17 protein-coding genes and 1 tRNA gene are annotated in these 22054 nt (G+C 72.5%); 4 read left to right on the top strand and 14 right to left on the bottom strand.

What is annotated here, in order from left to right; translation table 11 throughout:
• Positions 1–212 precede the first annotated feature (212 nt).
• From WA762_RS02355 to WA762_RS02395, 9 genes are all read right to left on the bottom strand, one after another.
• Positions 213–1016: an HAD family hydrolase gene (locus WA762_RS02355; protein ID WP_335932488.1), complete on the bottom strand. Its 804-nt coding sequence runs from the start codon at positions 1014–1016 to the stop codon at positions 213–215.
• Positions 1013–2302, bottom strand: coding sequence for a serine--tRNA ligase (gene serS, locus WA762_RS02360; protein ID WP_335932491.1), 1290 nt, complete (start codon positions 2300–2302; stop codon positions 1013–1015). Before serS ends, WA762_RS02355 begins: the two co-directional genes overlap by 4 nt.
• Before the next feature lie 585 nt (positions 2303–2887).
• Complete coding sequence (gene pheA, locus WA762_RS02365) at positions 2888–3823, bottom strand: prephenate dehydratase (RefSeq protein ID WP_335932493.1); 936 nt, start codon at positions 3821–3823, stop codon at positions 2888–2890.
• Between the two features lie 175 nt (positions 3824–3998).
• Complete coding sequence (efeB, locus tag WA762_RS02370; protein ID WP_443080495.1) at positions 3999–5450, bottom strand: iron uptake transporter deferrochelatase/peroxidase subunit; 1452 nt, start codon at positions 5448–5450, stop codon at positions 3999–4001.
• Between the two features lie 8 nt (positions 5451–5458).
• Positions 5459–7501, bottom strand: coding sequence for a copper resistance CopC/CopD family protein (locus tag WA762_RS02375; RefSeq protein WP_335932495.1), 2043 nt, complete (start codon positions 7499–7501; stop codon positions 5459–5461).
• A 14-nt stretch (positions 7502–7515) separates the two neighbouring features.
• Positions 7516–7971, bottom strand: coding sequence for a copper chaperone PCu(A)C (locus WA762_RS02380; protein WP_335932497.1), 456 nt, complete (start codon positions 7969–7971; stop codon positions 7516–7518).
• Positions 7968–8624 (bottom strand): SCO family protein, encoded by a 657-nt coding sequence (locus tag WA762_RS02385; protein ID WP_335932499.1) that lies wholly within the window; start codon positions 8622–8624, stop codon positions 7968–7970. Before WA762_RS02385 ends, WA762_RS02380 begins: the two co-directional genes overlap by 4 nt.
• A gap of 109 nt (positions 8625–8733) precedes the next feature.
• Positions 8734–9480, bottom strand: coding sequence for a YcnI family copper-binding membrane protein (locus WA762_RS02390; RefSeq protein WP_335932501.1), 747 nt, complete (start codon positions 9478–9480; stop codon positions 8734–8736).
• 238 nt (positions 9481–9718) lie between these two features.
• On the bottom strand, positions 9719–10522 hold the full coding sequence (locus tag WA762_RS02395) for a hypothetical protein (RefSeq protein ID WP_335932503.1): 804 nt from the start codon (positions 10520–10522) through the stop codon (positions 9719–9721).
• Positions 10523–10838: 316 nt separating this feature from the next.
• On the opposite strand from WA762_RS02395, the gene WA762_RS02400 reads away from it, so the two are divergent.
• Positions 10839–11498: an ATP-binding protein gene (locus WA762_RS02400; protein WP_335932506.1), complete on the top strand. Its 660-nt coding sequence runs from the start codon at positions 10839–10841 to the stop codon at positions 11496–11498.
• Positions 11499–11653: 155 nt separating this feature from the next.
• Here the strand turns inward: WA762_RS02400 and WA762_RS02405 are convergent, their stop codons facing one another.
• On the bottom strand, positions 11654–13135 hold the full coding sequence (locus tag WA762_RS02405) for an aminopeptidase P family protein (RefSeq protein ID WP_335932508.1): 1482 nt from the start codon (positions 13133–13135) through the stop codon (positions 11654–11656).
• A gap of 283 nt (positions 13136–13418) precedes the next feature.
• Positions 13419–14705, bottom strand: coding sequence for a PP2C family protein-serine/threonine phosphatase (locus tag WA762_RS02410; protein ID WP_335932510.1), 1287 nt, complete (start codon positions 14703–14705; stop codon positions 13419–13421).
• 708 nt (positions 14706–15413) lie between these two features.
• On the opposite strand from WA762_RS02410, the gene WA762_RS02415 reads away from it, so the two are divergent.
• Complete coding sequence (locus WA762_RS02415; protein WP_335932512.1) at positions 15414–16145, top strand: bifunctional DNA primase/polymerase; 732 nt, start codon at positions 15414–15416, stop codon at positions 16143–16145.
• Positions 16146–16992: 847 nt separating this feature from the next.
• Here WA762_RS02415 and WA762_RS02420 read toward each other — a convergent pair.
• The 3 genes from WA762_RS02420 to WA762_RS02430 form a co-directional block, all read right to left on the bottom strand.
• Positions 16993–17958, bottom strand: coding sequence for a DUF5926 family protein (locus tag WA762_RS02420; protein WP_335932514.1), 966 nt, complete (start codon positions 17956–17958; stop codon positions 16993–16995).
• A gap of 328 nt (positions 17959–18286) precedes the next feature.
• Positions 18287–18961, bottom strand: a complete 675-nt coding sequence (locus tag WA762_RS02425) for an ATP-binding protein (protein ID WP_335932516.1) — start codon at positions 18959–18961, stop codon at positions 18287–18289.
• Between the two features lie 53 nt (positions 18962–19014).
• Positions 19015–19854: a glycerophosphodiester phosphodiesterase family protein gene (locus WA762_RS02430; protein WP_335932518.1), complete on the bottom strand. Its 840-nt coding sequence runs from the start codon at positions 19852–19854 to the stop codon at positions 19015–19017.
• Between the two features lie 449 nt (positions 19855–20303).
• Between WA762_RS02430 and WA762_RS02435 the strand changes: the two genes are divergently transcribed.
• Positions 20304–21812 carry a S1C family serine protease gene (locus tag WA762_RS02435; RefSeq protein WP_335932520.1) on the top strand — a complete coding sequence of 503 codons (1509 nt, stop codon included), beginning with the start codon at positions 20304–20306 and terminating at the stop codon, positions 21810–21812.
• 51 nt (positions 21813–21863) lie between these two features.
• Positions 21864–21948 (top strand) — tRNA-Ser (locus tag WA762_RS02440).
• The last annotated feature ends 106 nt before the right edge of the window (positions 21949–22054 follow it).

Raw genomic sequence — 22054 nt, forward strand, 5'->3', positions numbered from 1 at the left:
CGGCGGCGGAAACGACCCGTCACCGGGGCCGCAGGCCGTTTCGGACCCCGGATCCCGAGCCCCGAACCTCGGACCTCGCCTCCCGAACCTCGCCCCCGAACGCTGCCCGGCATCCCCGGGGCGCCGGGCGCCGCATTCCGCCGGAGGCGTCGTACGGACACGGGCAGCCGCGCGGATGCGGGACCGGCGCGGGCGGGACCGGTGGTGGGCGGTTACCGCTGGAGGAGCCGTTCCAGCACCACGGCGATGCCGTCGTCCTCGTTGGACGCGGTGACCTGCTGGGCCACGGCCTTCAGGTCCTCGTGCGCGTTGGCCATGGCCACGCCCCACCGCGCCCACGCGAACATCGGGATGTCGTTCGGCATGTCGCCAAAGGCCAGCGTGTCCGCGGCCTTCACCCCCAGCCGGCGCGCGGCGAGCGAGAGCCCGGTGGCCTTGCTCAGCCCCAGCGGAAGGATCTCGACTATCCCCGGACCGGCCATGACCACGTCCACCAGATTGCCGACCGCCGCCCGCGCGGCCTCCGCCAGCGCGTCGTCGTCCAGCACGGGGTGCTGGAGGTACACCTTGTTCAGCGGCGCCGCCCACAGTTCGGCCGGGTCCTCGGCCACGACGGCCGGGAGCGGCCCCTCCTGCGCGCGGTAACCGGGACCGACCACCACCTCGCCGTCGAGCCCGTCACGGCTCACCGCCAACGCCAGCGGACCGACCTCGGCCTCGACCTTGGACAGCGCCAGACCGGCGAGCCGCCGGTCCAGCGTCAGCGAGGTCAGCAGGCGGCCTTCGCCCGCGTGGTAGACCTGCGCGCCCTGGCCGCAGACGGCGAGCCCCTCGTAGCCGAGGTCGTCCAGGATGTGCCGGGTCCACGGCACGCCGCGGCCGGTGACGACGATGTGCGCGGCGCCGGCCGCGGCCGCCGCGGTCAGCGCCGCACGGGTGCGCTCGGAAACCGTGTCGTCGTCGCGCAGCAGCGTGCCGTCGAGGTCGGTCGCGACCAGCTTGTACGGAAAGGTCACTTGGCGACCGGTTCCAGGACCTCGCGCCCGCCCAGGTACGGCCGGAGGATCTCGGGCACCCGCACCGAGCCGTCGGCCAGCTGGTGGTTCTCCAGGATCGCCACGATCGTGCGCGGGACGGCGCAGAGGGTGCCGTTCAGCGTGGACAGCGGCTGGAGGACCTTCTTGCCGTCCCGGGTGTCGCGCATCCGGACGGACAGGCGGCGCGCCTGGAAGCTGTCGCAGTTCGACGCGGACGTCAGCTCGCGGTACTTGCCCTGCGTCGGGATCCACGCCTCGCAGTCGAACTTGCGCGCGGCGGAGGCGCCCAGGTCGCCAGTGGCGACGTCGATCACCTGGAACGGCAGCTCAAGGGCGGTGAGCCACTGCTTCTCCCAGTCCAGCAGCCTGCGGTGCTCGGCCTCGGCGTCCGCCGGGTCGACGTACGAGAACATCTCGACCTTGTCGAACTGGTGGACGCGGAAGATGCCCCGGGTGTCCTTGCCGTAGGTGCCGGCCTCGCGGCGGTAGCACGGCGAGAAGCCCGCGTACCGCAGCGGCAGCTGCTCGGCCTCGATGATCTCGTCCATGTGGTACGCGGCGAGCGGGACCTCGGAGGTGCCGACCAGGTAGAAGTCGTCCTTCTCCAGGTGGTACACGTTCTCCGCGGCCTGGCCGAGGAAGCCGGTGCCCTCCATGGCGCGCGGGCGGACCAGCGCGGGGGTCAGCATCGGGACGAACCCGGCCTCGGTGGCCTGGGCGATCGCCGCGTTGACGAGGGCGAGCTCCAGTAGCGCGCCGACGCCCGTCAGGTAGTAGAAGCGCGAACCGGAGACCTTGGCGCCGCGCTCCATGTCGATGGCGCCCAGCAGCTCGCCGAGCTCCAGGTGGTCCCGGGGCTCGAAGCCCTCGGCCGCGAAGTCGCGGATCGTGCCGTGGGTCTCCAGGACGACGAAGTCCTCCTCGCCGCCGACCGGCACGTCCTGGTGGACGATGTTGCCGATCTGGAGCATCAGGCTCCGGGCCTCGGCGTCGGCCTCGTCCTGTGCCGCGTCGGCCGCCTTGACCTCGGCCTTCAGCTGCTCGGCACGCTTGAGCAGCTCGGCGCGCTCCTCGGGCGAGGCCTTGGGGATGAGTTTGCCGAGCGACTTCTGCTCGGAGCGGAGTTCGTCGAAGCGGACGCCGGACGACCTGCGCCGCTCGTCGGCGGAGAGCAGGGCGTCGACGAGCGCGACGTCCTCTCCACGGGCGCGCTGGGAGGCGCGAACACGGTCGGGGTCCTCACGGAGCAGGCGAAGGTCAATCACCCCTCCAGGCTACCGGTGTGCGCTTCCGCGGCTCGAACCGATATTGCCAAGCGTGTCACTTTGCCCGAATTGGCGAAATTGGCGGAATAGGTAAACGGTGGGGCTATTGTTCCGGCGGCGTCGGTTCCGATTGGTCAATGAAAAAGAGTTTACTCCCCTAAAAGGGGCAGAAAGTCTTGACTGCCTTGACTCATGCGCCGTGCGGGGAACGGGAGTTGGGGAGGGCTTGTCCACAGGAGGCGTCGTGATCGCTAGTTATCCACAGGCTGTGTGGAAGAGCTGTGGACACCGGAGGGCGGCGTTCCGAAACCGACTCCATGTCGCGGGGGAATCTCCGTTCAAACTCGCCGCCGACGCTCGTTCGGGCGGGAATTCCCCGCTCCCAGGAGACGATCGCGGGAACGGGGGCGGTACGGGAGGCCACGGGGCGACGCGGCGGCACCCTGGATCTGTGGAAGCTGCCGCGCCCCCAGGGGTGACATGTCGCCCGCGCCGCACGATGATGTCGACTTGTCCCCAGGTCGAGACTCGGGCCTGTGGATAACTCTTGGTCGGCGGTGGATACCGAAGATCGGCTGATCCTACTCAGACCCGGCCGTCCAGATTGCGGGCCAGCCAGTCCGACGCGTCGGTGAACTCCGCGTCCGACGTGCCGGGCCGCAGCGGCCGTACGTCCTCCGGCTCGACCCCGGCCCGCGGGTACGACCCGAGGAACCGCACGTTCGGGCAGATCCGCTTCAGGCCCATCAGCGCCTCACCGACCCGCCGGTCCGCGATGTGTCCCTCGGCGTCCACCGCGAAGCAGTAGTTGCCGATGCCGGCGCCCGTGGGGCGCGACTGGATCAGCATCAGGTTCACCCCGCGCACCGCGAACTCCTGGAGCAGTTCGAGCAGCGCACCGGGCTGGTCCTCGCCCAGCCAGATGACCACCGACGTCTTGTCCGCACCCGTCGGCGCCGCGGGCCGGGCGGGGCGGCCCACCAGGACGAAGCGGGTCTGGGCGTTCTCCGCGTCGTGGATCTCGGTGACCAGCGGTTCCAGACCGTATGTCGCCGCCGCGAACTCGCCGGCGAAGGCGGCGTCGTACCGTCCGTCCCGGACCAGCCGGGCGCCGTCGGCGTTGGACGCCGCGGATTCCCATACCGCGTCCGGGAGATGGGCGGCCAGCCAGTTGCGGACCTGCGGCTGCGCGGCCGGGTGAGCGGTGACCGACTTGATGTCGGACAGCGCGGTCCCGGGCCGCACCAGCAGCGCGAAGCTGATGGAGAGCAGCACCTCGCGATAGATCATCAGCGGTTCGCCGGTGGCCAGTTCGTCGAGGGTCGCGGTGATGCCGCCCTCGACGGAGTTCTCGATCGGCACAAGCGCCGCGGCGGCGGCTCCGCTGCGCACCGCGTCCAGGGCGGCCGGCACCGAGACCATCGGCACGAGTTCACGGGTGGCGGCTTCGGGCAGCGTGCGGAGGGCGACCTCGGTGAAGGTGCCTTCGGGACCGAGATAGGCGTAGCGCGTGGCGGACATACCGTCACCCTACGGCCCCGGGCCGGTACGGTTCGCCCGGTCCGCTCCAGCGGCCGGATCGGCCGGATTGCAGGATCCGGCCGGTCGGCTTCAGGAGCTCGCCGCGCCGCTTCGGGGGCCCGCTCGGCCGGTTTCAGGAGCCCGCCCCCGCTGCCTCGGCCTCGCGGCGCCGGACTCAGGAGTCCAGCAGCCGCTGTCCCACGTACTCGCCGTCCGCCGCGCCGCCCGGCACCGCGAACAGCGCGCTGGACTCGTGCCGGATGAAGGACGACAGGGCGTCTCCCCGGTCCAGCTTGCGCTGCACCGGGACGAAGCCGCGCAGCGGATCCGCCTGCCAGCAGATGAACAGCAGTCCGGCGTCCGGGGTGCCGTCCGGCGCGATGCCGTCGTGGTACGAGAAGGGGCGGCGCAGCATGGCCGCGCCGCTGTTCTTCTGGGGCGAGGAGATCCGGGCGTGGGCGTTGTCCGGGATCAGCAGCTTGCCGTCGGCGCCGGCCCTGTCGAGGTTCATCGGGGTGGTCTCGGAGCCGCCGCTCAGCGGGGCGCCGTCCTTCTTGCGGCGTCCTATGACCCGTTCCTGCTGGTCCACCGGGAGCCGCTCCCAGTCGTCGAGCAGCATCCGGATCCGGCGTACGACCGCGTAGGAACCGCCGGACAGCCACCGGTACGCGGCGTCCGTTCCCTCCGGTACGAAGAGGCGCTGGTCGAAGTCGGCGTCGGTGGGCTTCGGATTGGCGGTGCCGTCGATCTGGCCCATCAGGTTGCGGGCGGTCATCGGCCGGGCGGTGGCGCCGGGGGTGCGGTTGAAGCCGTTCATCTGCCAGCGGACCCGGGCGGCCTGGGCGGCCTCCTTCTGTACGGCGCGCAGCGCGTGGAAGGCGACGAGCGCGTCGTCGGCGCCGATCTGCACCCAGAGGTCGCCGTTGGAGCGCTTGGGGTCGATGCGGTCGTTGGAGAAGGGCGGCAGCGGGTCGAGTTCCGGCGGGCGGCGGTCGGACAGGCCGGTGCGGTCGAAGAAGGTGTGGCCGAAGCCGAAGGTGATCGTGAGCGAGGAGGGGCCCGCGTCCAGCGCGATCCCGGTGTCGTGGGCCGGGCCGTCCGCCGCACCGCTGTCGGCTGGCTCACCGGCCATCAGCCGCCGGGCCACGTCCGACCAGCGGCGCATCAGTGCGGCGGCCTCCTTCCGGCCGGCGCCGGGCGCCAGGTCGAAGGCGATGAGATGGCCGCGTGCCTGAAGCGGAGTGGTGATCCCCGGTTGGTGTTTCCCGTGAAACATTTCGCGGGTGGAGCCGACCGCGGTCAGGGCGGTCGGCGTCTCGGGCCGGGTCGCGGCGTAGCCGGTCGCGCCACCGGCCGCCCCCAGCACCAGCCCGGCGGCGCCGGTCGCGCCCACGGTGCCGAGCAGCCGCCGCCGGGAGAGGGCGCCGCCGGTGCCGTTCCCGGAGCCGCCGCCGTTCGCGGCGCCGTTGATTCCGCTGTGGCCGCCGGGGCCGGTCCCGCCGGTGGCGCTGTCGTCCGCTGGCGCGGCCCTTCGGCCCCCGCGGTCGTCCACAGACGGCCTGCGGCTGCTCGGAGGGGTCTTCTTCCTGCTGTTTCCGCCCACGGTTCCGCTCTTGTTTTCGCTCACGGTTCTGCTCAGCCGATCTTCACGGTCTTGTCGACGGTCGTCTGGTCGATGTCCGAGGTGCGCACGGTCACCGCGACCTTCCAGTCGCCCGCCATCGGGATCTGCACGTCGCTCGCGGTCCAGTGGCCCCCGCCGATCCGGGTGGGCACGACGGAGAGCGGGCCGATGTTCTTGGACTTCAGGGTGAAGGCGACCTTCAGCTCGGGGACCTCCATGGCCTTGCCGTCGGCGCCGTCGACCCAGATGTGGAGCTCGTCGGAGCCGGAACGGCCGGGGTCGACGTCCATGCGCACCGTTCCCCTGCCGTTCTCGCCGCCCGTGTCGAACGGCAGCTTCACGGAGACGGGGCCCCCGGTCGCCGGGGCGGTCGCCGCCGTGGAGCCGCGGGCCTCCTCCTCGGTACGAGCCGGCTCGGTCGAGGTCAGTGCGGTCGTCACGGCGAGGAGGACGACGGCGACACCGACCTCCGCCAGCACCGAACGGCGAAGGCCGGAACGGTCGGGGTCGGCGTCGCGGACGCGCTTCTTCTCGGCGGTGGCCATGGCGGCTCGCTGCCGGGCCAGCTGTGCGGCCCGCACCGGGTCCTCGGCAGCCGCCGTCGACGCGCCCTCCGGGACCTGGCGGACCCCGGCATCGGCCCCGGCCCCCGTACCGGCATCGGCCCCGGCACCGGCATTGCTCTCGGTACCGGCCCCCGACCCGGCACTCGCCCCGGCCTCGGGCCCGTTGCCGGCACTCGCCCCGGCCCCGTCGCCCGTACCGGCGCTTCCGCCCCTGATCAGCCGCGCCGTCCAGCGGCGCGAGCCCCAGGCGATCCCCACCATGACGGCGACGAGCCCCACCTTCACCAGCAGCAGCTGCCCGTATCCCGTGCCGGTGAGCGCGGACCAGCTGCCGACCTGGCGCCAGGACTGGTAGATCCCGGTGGCGGTGAGCACGAGCACGCTGCCGAACGCGATGCGGGAGAAGCGTCCCACCGCCGCCGCGTCCACGTCCGGAGTCCGGTACAGCGCGACGAGCAGCGCCGCCAGCCCGCCCAGCCAGGCGGCGACGGCCAGCAGATGGAGCAGGTCGACCGGCATGGCGATGCCGGGCTGGAGGCCCGTGGAGGCGTGCTCGGCGAGCGACCAGGTGCCGGCGATGCCCGCGGCGATCACCACGCCGCCGGCGGCCAGCCCGAACGTGAGGTCCTTCCGCTCGCGCTCGTCCTCCCGGCGCGCGTACGCGCCGAAGAGCACCGCCAGGAACAGCGCGGACGCGCCGAGCAGCAGCAGCCGGGACACCAGGGCCGCCCCCGGCTTGGTGTCCAGCACGGTCTTCAGCACGTCGAGGTCGAAGGCGTCCGCGAGTTTCCCGGAGCCGGTGTAGGGGCCGCGCAGCACCAGCATCGCCAGGGTGGCGACGGTCAGCGTCAGCCAGCCGCGCACGACCAGGCGCTGCAGGGGCCGCGCGCCCGCCCCGCGCTGCCAGCAGGCCAGCACGAAGGCGGCGCCGCCGGCCAGCAGCACGAAGCCGGCGTACGCGGCGTAGCGCGCGATGTCGTAGAGCGTGCCGACGAGCCCGCCTCCGACGTCGGTCGTGGGCAGCGCGACGGCGGTCTTCGACGGCGCCCCGACGGAGAAGGTGAAGGCCCCCGAGACGGGGTGGCTGTCCGCCGACACCGCCTGCCAGGCGACCGTGTACGTGCCGTTCGGCAGCCCGGTGCGCAGCGGGACCTCGTACTCCTGGTCGGAGCCGCACTTCAGACCGCGGGGTGCGGTGCCGGTGTCGGCCCGTTCGCCGCTGGGGTCCAGGACCCGGACGGAGTCGTCCCCGAAGGCGACCCCTTCGGAGAAGGCGAGGGTGATCTTCTGGGGGGCGGTGCCGACCACCGCCCCGTTCTGCGGATCGCTTCCGGTCAGCGCGGCGTGCGCGGACGCCGGGCCCGCACCGCCGAGCAGCAGGCCGAACACCAGGCCGGCGAGAGCGGCGAGGAGCGCCGCCGCGGCGAGCGGACGACGGGCCGGGGACGCGGACGGGGACGGTCCGAAGTGCGGGGCGGTGGCTGTCATGACGTGTCAGTCCCTCACTGCTTCTTCGGGTTGTAGGTGGTCTCCTTCACGGGAAGGTCGACCTTGATCGGATCGGCCTTCTCGAAGTGCAGCTCCACGGACACCTTCCCGCCCGCCTTCGGCCGCTCCTTGATTTTCATGAACATGATGTGGTTGCCGCCGCGTTCCAGACGCAGTTCGCCGTTCGCGGGCACATCGAGGGACGAGACCATGCGCATCGCCTGGTTCTTCGTCTCATGTATGGAGACGTCGTCCGAGAGCGGACTGGTGACCGAGGTGAGCCGGTCGGCGGCGCCGCCGTTCTCAATGACGAGGAAACCCGCCGCCATGTCGCTGACGGGCTGCGGCATGAACGCGCCGCTCACCTTCAGATCGGGCCCGGTCTTCCCGGGCTCGCTCTTCGAGGAGGAGCATCCCGCCAGCGTCAGTCCGGTGACGAGGGCGGCGGCGAGGATGGTACGACGGTTCACGGGTTCTCCCCCTTGATGATCTTCGGCAGGTCCTTGGTGTAGTCGTCGGGGGAGGTGTCCTCGCTGTACACCAGGTATCCCTTGTCGGTCTTCGGCGAGAACGCCATGACCTGGGAGCCGTGCATCGAGACGACCGTGCCGTCCTTCTCCTTCTTCGGGGCGTCGATGCCGATGCCGATCTGGCGCGCGCCCGCCTGGATGGCCGGGAAGTCGCCGGTGAGACCGATGAAGGAGGGGTCCTGCGACTTGAGCCAGGTGCCCAGCGAGGAGGGGGTGTCCCGCTCGGGGTCGGTGGTCACGAAGACGATCCGGAGGTTGTCCTGATCGGCCTTGGGGAGCTTGTTCTTGGCGACGGAGATGTTGCTCATGATGAGCGGGCAGACGTCGGGGCAGTGGGTGTAGCCGAAGTAGATCAGCGTCGGCTTGCCCTTGGTCTGCTCCCGCAGGTCGTACTTCTTCCCGTGGGTGTCGGTGAGGACGAGGTCGGGCTTGGTGAACGGCTGGTCGAGCACCGTCGCGGCCTTGGTCTTGGCCGGGGCGGAGACGTCGGCGAACGGCTTCTCGGCGGCGGCGTCGTCGCCGCTGCCGCAGGCGGACAGGGTGAGTGCGGCCGCGGCGGCGAACGCCGCGGCCAGCACTGTCTTCTTACGCATGGAGCACTGGATCCTGGTGGGTCGATGGGACTGAACGGGTTCTGACGGGTCCTGAACGCTGAAGGCGCGGTGTGCGGCCGGTCCCGCGGGACCGGCCGGCCGGCCGGTGTCAGGCGGTGCGGCGGCGTCCGGCGAGGACACCGAAGGCCACGCCCGCCACGCCGACGACGATGCCGACGATGCCGAGGACACGGGCCGTGGTGTCACTGGACGAGGAGTCCGAGGAGTCGGACGAGGCCGTGGTCTGCTTCTCGTCCGCCGCCTGCGCGGCGCCGCCCTTGGCGTCGGCGCCCGAGCCGTGGCCGTCGGCGGCCGCGGTCAGCTTGAGCACCGGCGCCGGGGTCTCCGGCTCGGCGGCGCCTTCCTTGGGCTCCTCGATCCAGCGGACGACCTCCTTGTTGTCGTACGTCTGGACGGCCTTGAACACCAACTGGTCGGCGTCCTCGGGGAGCTGGCCGATGGAGAGCGGGAACTGCTGGAAGTAGCCCGGGCGGATGCCGGCCTCGTCCTTGTCGCCCTTGGCGGTCCAGGTGACCTTGGAGACGGCCTCGTCGATCTTCTTGCCGTGCATGTCGAGCGGCTTGGCCAGCTTGCTCTTGGTGATCTCGATGTCCCAGCCGGGTACGTCCTGGGGGGTCACCGAGGCCAGCGGGTGGTCGGTCGGGAAGTTGACCTCGACCTTGACCGTCGAGGCGTTGTCGCGTTCGTTGGGGACCTTGATGTTGACGGACGCGTACCCGCCCTTGGCGGCCTCGCCCAGCGGCTGCACGGACACGTGCGCGGAGGCTGTGCCCGCGAGCAGCAGCACGGTGGACGCGGCGATGCCGCCGGCCAGGGCGATACGGGAAACGTTCATGACGGGAATCACTCCACGTAGGCGCGTAGAAAGGTGGTCCGGCGCGCGGGTGCGCGACGGCGTCGCGACACCTCATTCCCGTCCACGGCGCGGGTACGTCGGCGGGACGGGACCGGATGGTCCGTACGCCGGGCACGCGCGCGTCGGGCGACCGGGTCGCCGACCGGCGGGCGGTCGGACGGCCGAGCGGCAGAGCATTCGGGGGCCGGGCCGCCGGGGAGGTCCGGCGGGTGTCGCGTCAGGCTGCGAGCGCGTACGCGGCCGGCGGCCCGCGCCTGATCACCGTGTGCTGCAGGGCGTCCCCGGTGGCGGGGAGCGGAGCGTCGTCCTCGGCGCGCGGGGCGCGCGGCCCGGTCGCCGGGGAGCCGGGCAGTCCGGCGCGCAGGGCGTCCACCAGCGCGAGTGCGGCGCGCAGGGCGCGCAGCCGGGCTGCGGCGGCGACCTGCTGGGCGCCCTGCGCGGACAGTCGGACCAGCCCGGACAGGGCGATCTCGCCGCGTCGCAGCAGCCAACCGGTCGCCACGGCGGCCAGCAGGTGACCGAGGAGCATGGGCAGGTCGGGCAGCAGCCCGGTGAGTCCGCCCGGGTGCGTGCCGAGCACGGGGACCAGATGCCGGGGACCGGCCACCGCCGTCGGGTCGATGCCCGCCGTGGCGACGATGCGATGGGCCTGTACCGCGTTCAGCTGGGCCGGACCCGCGCCGCACACGATGCTCGCCGCGAACCGGATCAGCGCGTCGTCGCCGGTCGCGCTCGCGGGAGCCGCCGACGCGGCGGGCATGCCCATGCTGAAGACGGCGTGCAGGGCGACCTGTCCGCAGGCCAGCGCCGCCGCGATGGAGGGCAGCGAGCGTTCGCGCCCGGCGAGCGGCGCGACCACCGCGAGGGTCCCCAGGAACCCGGCGAGCAGCGCCCACCAGGGGATGGGCGCGCAGGAGGCCAGGGCATGGCCCGCCGCGGACAGCGCGACACAGACCGCGGCGAACACCGTGGCCCTCAGAAGCCGCGGACCGGCTCCGGCGCGTGCGACAGGCATAGACATGGCGGGGCCCATCATCGCACCGCGCCCCCTCCCTGGATACGGCAGGTCCGCAACGTCACCGCCCGTGTCCGTCCGTTCGGAGCCGGGCCGGATGGTCCCTCCCGCCCCGTTGCGTCAGGCCGGCCGGCCCATCGGCGTGCCGGGCGTCGGCACGGGGCCAACGGCCGCTTCTTCGGGCCCGGTTCGGCATACACGGGGGGTGCGGAACGCGGGTATCCGCCGAATGAGCGGTCTCACATCCGGTATGCGCTTATGGACGGTTCGGCATGGCAATACGTATCGGAGGTATGTCGAGCCGCAGCCAGGAGGCTGGAGCATGAGCATCTGGTGGTCTCTCCATCTGCGGCGCGAGGCTGCGAGCGTTCCGCTCGCCCGCCGCTTCCTGCTGGGCACCATGGAGACCGCGGGCGTGGATCCGGAGGTGTCCTTCGACCTGTCGGTCGCCCTCACCGAGGCGTGCGCGAACGCCGTCGAGCACGGCGGCGGCCACGGCCCCCGGGATGACCTGCCCCAGGAGGACCGGAACACGGTCCTGAGCCTCTGGGACGAGCACGACGGGCACGACGAATACGACGGGCACGACGGACACGACGAGCAGGGCAGGCAGGGCGGGCGCGACGAGCAGGGCAGGTGGGACATACAGGGCGTACGGGGCGTACGGGGTGAAAGCGGTGGACGGTCCGGGGCGGCCCCGGGCCAGTACCGGGTCACCGCGTACCTGGACGGCGAGAAGTGCCGGATCGAGGTCTCCGACTCGGGGCCGGGCTTCCCCTCCCGGCGCATGCCGCGCCCCTCGGCCCAGCAGCACGGTTCCCAGCCGTACCCCTCGCTCGGCGCCGAGAGCGGCCGGGGGCTCTGTCTGATCGCGCAGCTCGCCGACCACGTCCACTTCCGCAACCGCCCCGGCCACGGCGCCGTGGTGAGTTTCGACAAGGTCCTCAAATGGCGGGAGGGCGCCCTGCTCATGGTGTCCTGAGCAAGACGCCCTCCGGTGCGTTACGGGGAGAACGGCCGGCCCCCGAGGGAGACCGGGCCCCTGAGGGAGACCGGGCCCCGAGGGAGACCGGCCCCGACGGAGATTGGCCCCCGAGCGCGGCCGGCCCCCGAGCGCGGCCGGCTCCCCGCGAGCGATCAGCCCCGGAGCGAGGCCATCCACGCCTCGACCTCGTCGGCCCGGCGCGGCAGCTTGTCGGAGAGGTTCCGGTTGCCGTCCTCGGTGACGAGGATGTCGTCCTCGATCCGGACGCCGATGCCCCGGTACTCCTCGGGCACGGTCAGGTCGTCGGCCTGGAAGTACAGACCGGGCTCGACCGTGAGGCAGACGCCGGGCTCCAGCGTTCCGTTCACATACGTCTCGGTGCGCGCGGCGGCGCAGTCGTGGACGTCCATGCCGAGCATGTGGCCGGTGCCGTGCAGCGTCCAGCGGCGCTGGAGGCCCAGTTCGAGGACCTTGTCCACCGACAGGTCGCCGAGCAGGCCCCAGGAGACCAGGTGCTCGGTGAGCACGCGCTGCGCGGCGTCGTGGAAGTCGCGGTAGGCGGCGCCCGGCTTGACGGCGGCGATGCCCGCCTCCTGGGCCTCGTACACCGCGTCGTAGATCTTCCGCTGGAGCGGGGTGAAGGTGCCGCTGATCGGCAGGGTGCGCGTCACATCGGCGGTGTAGAGCTCGCGGGTCTCCACCCCGGCGTCGAGCAGCAGCAGGTCGCCGGAGCGCACCGGGCCGTCGTTGCGCACCCAGTGCAGCGTGGTGGCGTGCGGCCCGGCGGCGCAGATCGAGCCGTAGCCGATGGCGTTGCCCTCGACGCGGGCGCGCAGGAAGAACGTCCCCTCGATGTAGCGCTCGCTGGTCGCCTCGGCCTTGTCGAGGACCTTGACGACGTCCTCGAAGCCGCGGGCGGTGGAGTCGCAGGCCTTCTGGAGCTCGGCGATCTCGAAGGCGTCCTTGACCAGCCGCGCCTCGGAGAGGTAGACGCGCAGCTCCTCGTCGCGCTCGGCGGTGACCTTGTCGGTCAGCGCGGCCTCGATGCCGGCGTCGTGGCCGCGGACGTTGCGGACCGGTCCGGTCGCCTCGGCGAGCGCGGCCGGGAGCTCGCGGACGTCCTTCGCGGGGACGCCCAGCAGCTGCTCGGCCTCGGCGAGGGAGTGGCGGCGGCCGACCCACAGCTCGCCCTGGCCGTCGAGCCAGAACTCGCCGTTCTCACGGTCGGAGCGCGGCAGCAGGTGGAGGGTGGCCTCGTGCCCGTCCGCGGTCGGCTCCAGGACCAGGACGCCGTCCTGGGTCTGGTCGCCGGTGAGGTACGCGTACTCGGTGGAGGCGCGGAAGTCGTACTCGGTGTCGTTGGAGCGGGTCTTCAGGTTCCCCGCGGGGATGACCAGGCGCTCGCCCGGGAACCGCGCGGAGAGCGCGGCCCGGCGGGCGGCGGTCTGCTCGGCCTGGGGGATCGGTGCGAGATCGCGCAGCTCGGTGTCGGCCCAACCGGACCTCATGTTCGCGGCGAGTTCGTCGGAGATGCCCGGGTACAGGCCGTTCTTCCGCTGCTTGATCGTTTCTTCCGCGTCGGTCCCGGCGTTCTCCGGGGTCTCCGGGTTCTCCGGGGTGAGCTCCTCAGCCACGGCTTGTCTCTCCTTGGTACGACACTGGGCCGTCATCCATCGTACGGGCGGACCGCAGGGGGCACAGGGCCGTAAGACCTCTTACACGGCGAGGCGCCCGGAGGCGCCATGCCTGGTCCGCGCGGCGAGACGGCGCGGTGCGCGGCGTGGTGCGCGGCGCGGGGCCGTGCCGCCCGGGACAAGTGGCTTCACCCGGGACAAGTGGCTTCACCCGGGGCAAGTGGCTTCACCCCGGTCGAACGGTTTCACCCGAGCCGGGCGGTTTCGCCCAAGTCGAGCGGCTTCACTCGAAGCGGGCGGCGAGGACCACCACGTCCTCCGAGCCGCCGCCCTGGTCGAGTCCGTCCGGCAGCATGGTCCGCAGCACATGGTCGGCGACGGCCGCGGCGTCGTCGCGCAGCGCCTTCGGCACGCGCGCCGCCGCCGCGTGGAGCCGGGCGAACGCCCGGTCCGTCGACTCGCCGGTGCGGCGCAGCAGCCCGTCGGTGTAGAGGAGCACGGTCTCGCCCGGCGCCGGGGCGATCTCCACGCTGGGCGCCTCCCAGCAGGCGAGCATGCCCAGCGGGGCGGAGACCGAGGTCTCGACGAACTCGGTGCGCCGTTCGCCGATCAGGAGCGGCGGGGTGTGGCCCGCCCCGGCGAGCAGGATCTTGCGGCGGGACGGCTCGCAGTAGGCGAAGAGGGCGGTCGCGGAGCGGGCGGGCTCGGTGAGCCGCAGCAGCAGTTCCAGATCGGAGAGCACGGCGACCGGGTCCTCGCCCTCCATCACGGCGTACGCCCGCAGACCGGCGCGCAGCCGGCCCATGGCGGCGAGGGCGCTGGGCCCGGAGCCGTCCACCGAGCCCACGGCGAGACCGAGCGCGCCCTCGGGCAGCGCCAGCGCGTCGTACCAGTCGCCGCCGCCCTCCGGGGCCGCCCGGTGACGCGCCGCCAGCTGCACGCCGGGGACCCGGGGCAGATGGGTGGGCAGCAGTTCCTCGGTGACGGTGGAGACATCGGCCCTGGCCCGTTCCAGCTCCAGCATTCTGGCCAGGTGTTCGCCGGCGTATCCGGCGTAGAGGCCGACGAGATGACGCTGGCGTTCCAGCGGTTCGGCGGGTTCGTCGTACAGCCAGACGGCGGCGCCGAGCCGGCCGGTCGACTCGGCGGCGATCGGCATGGCGTAGCTGGCGGCGTATCCGAGGCTGGCGGCGACCTCGCGGCGGCGGGGGTCGAGGCCGACGTCGCCGAGCAGGTCGGGGGTGGTCCGGTTGCCCTCGGCGTCCGGGTGTCCCTCCAGGATCCGGCCGTAGGAGGTGGCGCTGCGCGGGACCGTCTCCATGTGCCCGAGCTCGGCGTGGGCCAGCCCCAGGCCGACGGTGCTGACGGGGCCGCGGTGGTCGGACGGTTCGAAGACGACCAGGCCGCGCCGCGCGCCGACCAGGGCGGCCCCGGCGGCCAGGAGCTCGCGCAGAGCGCCGTCGAGGGTGCTGGTCCTGGCCAGTCGTTCGGTGAGTTCGTGCAGCGTGGTGAGATCGGAGACCCAGCCGGCCAGCCGGTCCTGGACGAATGTTCCGGGGGTGGCCGACATTCCGGACAGAGGACCGGCAGTCTGCGTTGAAACGGGAACCGTGGGATCGATTCCAGCCACTTTCGGCAAGTGCGGGGCGCTCATGGCAGTCGGCTTTCCCACCGGTGCGTCTCTGGGAATAGCATCGCAAACCCCCATGTCATTCTGCGTCGCTATCTGTGTCTCTACGAGTACACGTAGCATCCACATGTACACGCACAAGTAAGGTGATGTCCAGCATTGTCCCTGCGGGATTCGCGGTGTCTGGACGATGGTTAAGTTGGCTGAAAAATGCACCTGGTGGCGGCTCATTGCGGTCGACTGAGGGTGCTCGACAAGGGGGTGTTCCCGGATGAAGTCCCGTAGGGAGCGTCATTTCGGGCATGCTGGGTACGTAATCGACGACGGCCAGGGGCAGTTCTGATCGCCCCCGGGAACCTGGCAGCGGGCCCGGACGTCCTCTTCTGTGACGGCCACGCCCCCACCCCCGAGTGGCGGGGTTCGCACCATGGGACGGCGCGCGCGACAAAGCGCTTCTCCTCGCCATGCTGGTGTACGGACTCGTCTCACCCCTCTGCTCGACCTGGCTCAGCGCACGTTCGGCACGACGAACCACCCGCACGACACGTCGGCCGAGCGCGCACGCACGGTGAAGTGATCCACACGCGATGTGACGCACGCGTGGTGTGATGTGGACCCTCGGCGTTCAACGGAAAGGAACGAGCGCTCATGCGCGAGATCCTCGGAAGGCGACGCAGGCTCCGGCGCAGGGCAAGGCCCGCCCAGCTCGACGCGGTCCTGATCTGTGCCACCGCGTGGCAGTGGCCCGTACTGCCCGGAGTGGGGCCGGCGGCGGCCCGCAGCGGTGGCGGCCGTGACCGCGGGTGCGCCTGCCCCGATCCCGACTGCGCCGTGCCCGGCGCGCACCCCTTCGACCCCGGACTTCTGGCGGCGACCACCGACGAACGCATGGTGCGCTGGTGGTGGACCAACCGGCCCACCGCCCCGATCGTGCTGGCCACCGGCGGCCGCGCCCCCTGCGCGCTGAGCCTGCCGGCCGTGGCCGCCGCGCGGGCGCTGGCCGAGCTGGACCGGATGAGGGTGCGGCTGGGCCCGGTGGTGGCGACGCCGACCCGGTGGTCGCTGCTGGTCGCCCCGTACACCCTCGAACGGCTCGGTGAACTGCTGCACGCCCAGGACCATGTGCCCAGCTCGCTGCGCTTCCACGGCGAGGGCGGCTATCTGGTCCTGCCGCCCTCCGGGACGGGGACGGGGCAGGTGCGCTGGGAACGGCCTCCGGCCCCGGAACCCGCACCGGTCCTCCACGGCCGGGAGCGCGGCCGGGCGAGTGCCGCCGACGCCGCCTCAGCGCCATGGCTGCCGGATGTGGAAGTGCTGCTCGACGCCCTGGTCGAGGCGAGCAACGCCGCGCCCGACGGGGGCAGCCGACTGGCGTACTGACCCGGGGTGCGCCCCGGTACGCGCCGGGCGGGCCCCGGCGCCCGCCGACCGGGGCGCGGCGCGCCCGCCCGCGGCTCGCGGTGCGGGCGGGGGCGTTCCCCATTCCGTATTCCGTGGAAACGCCGACGAGAGGAATCCTCGTGGGCGGCGGCGCGCCGGTACGGGACGGCGGTTCGCCGCGGGACACGGGTTCCGGCGCGAGACACGGACTTCCGGTGCGGAGAGGCGCGGAGTTCTGACTCCCCCATGGCCGTCGCGACCCTTCGCGATCCCTTCATGCAAAGTCTGCCGCTGCAAAGCGCAGGCGGAACCGGCTTTCTGACAGGTACTCGGAAGTCTTTTCATGGAAATAATCGAAGTTTTATTCGATCACTTCCATGGGGGCGCGCAAGGGGATCTCGATCCTCTTCCGTCCGGCGCGATTCGCCTGCCCGGAGCCTGTGGTGCATCCGGGAGGGGAGACCGGGGGCAGGCGTGCCGCGCGGTCCCAAAGCCGTTCCCGGCGTGCCTGGTTGGGGAGGTGGCGCGGTGGCGGGGGAGGGTCGTGCCGGCTCGTGGAGGGTCTGGATCCGACGTCCGGGCGGCGGGTGGCCGGGCCATGCGGCGGGGCGTACCGCCGGAGAGTTGTGCGCGGGGCTCATGCGCCGGAGCGCGCGCCGCGCGTCGTACCGGGAAATGAGGATGCCCGATCGCTGGCGACGGGGGATGCACCAGCGACCGGGCTTCTAGAACGGTAACAAGAGATCTGCCGTTCGCAAATTCGATCTCGCGTATTCGGACAGGGATTTACCTGTCGGTACGGGGGTTTGTGACGCGGGTCACCGATACGGCCGGGCGGCCGTCACTGTCAGCTGAGCGTCACTTGGCGGTTGGTGAGCCCGCCGCGCGCCCGCCGCTCCTCGGCGGTGAGCGGCGCGTCCGAGGCGAGCGCCCCGGCCAGCCGCTCCGCGAACTCCACCGCGGGCTTCTCGCACTCCGCCGCCCCCATCGTGCTCGGCAGGTCCCAGACCGGGACCATCAGCCCGTGCGCCCGGAAGGAACCGACCAGCCGCGTCCCCTCGCCCAACGACGAGGCGCCGGCGGCGTGCAGCCGGGCGAGCGCGTCGAGGAGCCGCTCCTCGGTGTGCGGCATGACCCAGCGCAGGTGGTTCTTCTCCGGGGTCTCGCACCAGTACGCGGCGTCCACGCCGGAGAGCCGGGTCGTGGGGATCGTCGCCTCGTTCGCGCGCTCCAGGGACGCGGTCACCTCGGGCGAGGCGTTCTCCGAGTCCGGCACCCAGAACTCGAAACCGGAGTGCACCACCGGCTCGAACGCGGCCTCCGGGTCGAGCAGGTCCTGGAGTCGCGGGCCGTCGGCCGGCGCGCGCCGCGCGGTCACGGGCGTACCGGGGTCGGCGGCCAGCGCCTGCCGCAGGGTGTCCGCGAGGTCGCGGCTGAGGTCGCCCGACGGGGTGTCGTTCTGCAGTCCGAGCAGCACCGAGCCGTCGTCCCGGCGGAGCGCCGGCCACGCCATCGGCAGCACGGTCGCGAGGGTCACGGAGGGCACGCCCTCGGGCAGGCCGCCCTGGAGCGTCAGCTCCACGGTGGCGGCCGGCACCAGCTCGCGCAGCGCGACCCAGTCGCACTCGCCGGACAGCCCCTCGAACGGACGGTGGACCAGCTCGGCCACGGCCTGGGCGGCGGCCCGGCCGTGGCAGGCCTTGTAGCGTCGGCCGGAACCGCACGGACAGGGCTCGCGGGCCCCGACCACCGGGATCTCGCCGTCCTTGAGTTGCTGCTTCCCGGCCTTGGTCTGAGGGCGCTTCTTGGCCATCGTGGGCTTTCTCCCGGTTGCGACAGTGCGGTCTGGCCCGCGAGCCTAGCGGCCCGTGTCGCGTCCGGAACACACGCGGCCCGCGTACCGCGCCGCCGCCCGCACTCCGCCCCGACTCGCGCCGCCCCCGGCGTACTCCGAGTACGCCGCACTCCGCCTCGCGCCCCGCCACGCCCCGCGCCCGTCGAGGGGCGAGCCGAGCCCGTGCCACGGAGGGCGAGGGGCGGCGGGCCGGCCCTCGCCGTCGAGGGCGCATCGTCGGGACACGTCGTCGCGGGCGAGAGGACGGCGGCTCAGCCCACGTCGTCGCGGGCGAGGGAGCGGCGGCTCAGCCCACATCGTCGAGGGCCTCCGTGAACCCCATCCGTTTCAGCCGCGCCGGACCCGACACGCCCGCCGCGCGGACCATGCCCGGCACCCTCGTGGCGCTGGGGGCGCTCGGCGCCCCGGACCTCCGGCCTGGCCCCTCGCCCTGTTGCCCCTCGTTCACGAGGACCCAGACCGTGACCTCGCCCGACGAGTCGTCACGTACGCCCCACTCCTCGGCGAGCGCACTGATGATGTTGAGACCGCGGCCGCCGCGCGCCGTCACCGACGGCGTGGCCGGAACCGGGCGGGTCGGGCCGCCGCCGTCCGTCACCTCGACGGTCAGTCCGCCCTTTCCGTCCACGCGCCAGGCGGCGCGGATGTCGCCGTCGCCCATGTCCGTGTGCCGTCCCAGCGGCCTGCCGTGCCGGCAGGCGTTGCTGAGCAGTTCGGAAAGGATCAACACGGCGTCGTCGACGACCGAATCCGGCATTCCGTAGTCGCGCAACTGCTCGCGCATCCGGTGCCGGGCCTGCCCCACGCCCGCAGGGCCATGGGGAACGGCCATGCTCGACGACGTGGGCACTTCCTGTGCCACCACCAACGCCACCCCCGAGACCTCCTTTGCCCCACGCCACGGAGTGGATGCCCTTCTGGACAGGGCCGGAAACCGGCCGTTCGTCCGCCGGTGACGCACTCGTGACGATCGAATACGGTTCGAATGCGCCGTTGCACTCCTCGTAACGGATGTTAGAGGCGTCCCAGTTGTGACAGAACCTGTTTGGGGCGATTCGTAATGATTGCGTCCACGCCGAGGTTGACGCAGAGTTCGACGTCCTCCGGTTCGTTGACCGTCCAGACGTGGACACGGTGGCCCGCGCGGTGCAGGCGTTCGACGTAGCCGGGGTGGCTGCGGACGATCCGCATCCCGGGGCCGGCGATCCGCGCCCCGGCGGGCAGCCGCCCGTCGCGCAGGCGGGGCGAGACGAACTGCATCAGATAGACGGTGGGCAGGGTGGGGGAGGCGGCCTGGATCCGGTGCAGCGAGCGCGCCGAGAAGCTCATGACCCGCACCGGCGAGGGGCCGCCGGCCGGCGGGGCGTCGAGTCCGAAGCGGTTCAGCAGCAGCAGCAGCCGTTCCTCCACCTGGCCCGCCCAGCGGGTGGGGTGCTTGGTCTCGATGGCGAGCTGGACCGGGCGGCCGGCGGCCCGCGTCTCGGTGAGCAGTTCGAGCAGCCGTTCCAGGGTGAGCACGGAGGTGAGCTCGCCCGGCACCGGGTCCCAGTCCGGGGACTCCGAGCCCTCGTGGTCCCTCCAGGAGCCGAAGTCGAGGGCGGCGAGTGCGGACAGCTCCAGCGCGGAGACCGCGCCCCGGCCGTTGGAGGTCCGGTTCACCCGGCGGTCGTGCACGCACACGAGGTGCCCGTCGGCGGTGAGCCGTACGTCGCACTCCAGGGCGTCGGCGCCGTCCTCGATCGCCTTCCGGTACGCGGCCAGGGTGTGCTCGGGGGCGTCGTCGGACGCGCCCCGGTGGGCGACGACCTGGATGGAATGGGGCGAGGGCGTCGAGGGCTGCCGTGCTGGGGTCACCGCGTCATCGTGTCACCGAGGGGCGGGTGACGGGTACGGCGTCGGGCGGAATGCCCGGGTATGGGGCGGGTGGCGGGTGTGGTGCGGCGCGGTGTGGTGGTGGGCGGACGCGGGCGGCGGGGCGCGGGCGCCCGCGCGCAGGGGCGGATACGGCATGGGTGCGGCCGCCCGCGCATCGGGCGGGCGCGACGCGAGCGGGCGGATACGGCGCGAGCCGGCGGCGCCCGCGCGACGCGCCGTGCGCGCGCCGCGTGCGACGTGTCGGGCGACGTCGCCGCGCGTCGCGGCGGGACCGCACCCATAGACCTTTTTGTCGGATGTAAAGATTGGTCCGGTGGATGCACAGGTCCTGCTTACAGTGGCCTGACGGGTCTTGGGAAAAGCTGTCCCAGGACACGTACACAGCGGATCTCTTGCCGAAAATCGTGTGAATCGAGGAGTTAAGAGCTGTGAGCACAGAGAACGAGGGCAGCGAGGGCACCGCGGGCGAGGCAGTCCCGCCCGTTCCGTCCGTACCTCCAGTGCCGGCCGACGCTCCCCAGGGGCCTCCCGCTTCCGCGACGGCCCCGGCGCAGCCGCAGAGCCCGGAGGCCGCGGCTCCGCACCAGCCGTCCGGAGAGCAGCGGCCCGCCGCCCCGGCGGACGGACCGGCCATGCCCGCCGGGCCCGCCGCGCCCACGGGGGCCGCCGCGGGCACGACTCCTCCCGGTTTCCAGTCGGCCGCCGAGGCGAACTGGCCCCCGCCCCCGCCCGCCATGTCCACGTACGCGCACCCCGGCGCGGGCGGCGCGGCTCCGGTCTGGGGCGCCCCGGAGCAGTCCCCGCCCCCGCAGGGCCCCCGGAAGCGGGGGGTGGGCGGACTGGTGGCCGCCGTGGCGGTGGCGGCGCTGGTCGCGGGCGGTATCGGCGGCTCCCTGGGCTACTGGGCGGCCGACCGGCACAACTCGTCCAGCGGGTCGACCACCGTCTCCGCGGCGGCGAACCCGCAGGGCTTCAAGCGCGACCCCGGCACCGTCGCGGGCGTGGCGGCCAGGGCCCTGCCCAGCGTGGTCACCATCGACGCGCAGAGCGGCGACGGCGAGGGCGGCACGGGCACCGGCTTCATCTACGACAAGCAGGGCCACATCCTCACCAACAACCACGTGGTGGCCTCGGCGGCAAACAGCGGCCGGCTCACGGTCACGTTCTCCGACGGCAAGAAGTACGACGCCGAGGTGGTCGGCCGGGCGCAGGGCTACGACGTCGCGGTGCTGAAGCTGCGGAACCCGCCGTCGGGGCTGGCCCCGCTGTCCCTCGGCGACTCGGACCAGGTCGCGGTCGGGGACTCGACGATCGCGATCGGCGCCCCGTTCGGCCTGTCCAACACGGTCACGACCGGCATCATCAGCGCCAAGAACCGCCCGGTCGCCTCCGGGGACGGGGCAGGCGGCAACAACTCGTACATGAGCGCCCTGCAGACCGACGCCTCGATCAACCCGGGCAACTCCGGCGGCCCGCTGCTCGACGCACGCGGCGCGGTCATCGGCATCAACTCGGCCATCCAGTCCACCGGCAGCGGCATGGGCCAGACCCAGGCCGGCTCCATCGGCCTCGGCTTCGCGATCCCGATCAACCAGGCGACGAGCGTCGCCCAGCAGCTGATCAAGACCGGTCAGCCCGTCTACCCGGTGATCGGCGCCACGGTCAGGATGGACGAGCGGTCCGGCGGCGCGGTCATCTCCGACCAGGGCGCGGGCGGCACGGCGGCCGTGACCAAGGACGGCCCCGCGGACCGCGCCGGTCTCCGCGCGGGCGACGTGATCACGAAGTTCGACGACACGGTGATCGACAGCGGCCCGACCCTGATCGGCCAGATCTGGACCCACGAGCCCGGCGACCGCGTGAAGCTGACGTACCAGCGCGACGGTCGGACGGCCACGGCCGAAGTCACCCTGGGGGAGCGCAAGGGCGACAGCTGACCGGCTAGGCTGTTCTCGCGTAGACCCCGGTCCTCGAAACCGGCGACGCGGGGTGGGTTGCCCGAGCGGCCTAAGGGAACGGTCTTGAAAACCGTCGTGGCGCGAGTCACCGTGGGTTCAAATCCCACACCCACCGCACAGCTGAACGGCCCCTGACCAGGCAAGACGGTCGGGGGCCGTGGTGCTGCCCGGTGTCCGTCAGTCACCGTGTCTCCCCCTGGTTTCCCGCCCGATCGGGCACG

The sequence above is a fragment of the Streptomyces tyrfis genome (genome assembly GCF_037034285.1).
Lineage (GTDB): Bacteria > Actinomycetota > Actinomycetes > Streptomycetales > Streptomycetaceae > Streptomyces.

Coding starts and splice junctions, on each gene's coding strand:
- WA762_RS02415 (WP_335932512.1), top strand. CDS start 15,414: ATGCGCGAGATCCTCGGAAGGCGACGCAGGCTCCGGCGCAGGGCAAGG.
- WA762_RS02385 (WP_335932499.1), bottom strand. CDS start 8,624: ATGCGTAAGAAGACAGTGCTGGCCGCGGCGTTCGCCGCCGCGGCCGCA.
- WA762_RS02400 (WP_335932506.1), top strand. CDS start 10,839: ATGAGCATCTGGTGGTCTCTCCATCTGCGGCGCGAGGCTGCGAGCGTT.
- WA762_RS02410 (WP_335932510.1), bottom strand. CDS start 14,705: ATGTCGGCCACCCCCGGAACATTCGTCCAGGACCGGCTGGCCGGCTGG.
- WA762_RS02375 (WP_335932495.1), bottom strand. CDS start 7,501: ATGACAGCCACCGCCCCGCACTTCGGACCGTCCCCGTCCGCGTCCCCG.
- WA762_RS02390 (WP_335932501.1), bottom strand. CDS start 9,480: ATGAACGTTTCCCGTATCGCCCTGGCCGGCGGCATCGCCGCGTCCACC.
- WA762_RS02395 (WP_335932503.1), bottom strand. CDS start 10,522: ATGTCTATGCCTGTCGCACGCGCCGGAGCCGGTCCGCGGCTTCTGAGG.
- pheA (WP_335932493.1), bottom strand. CDS start 3,823: ATGTCCGCCACGCGCTACGCCTATCTCGGTCCCGAAGGCACCTTCACC.
- WA762_RS02420 (WP_335932514.1), bottom strand. CDS start 17,958: ATGGCCAAGAAGCGCCCTCAGACCAAGGCCGGGAAGCAGCAACTCAAG.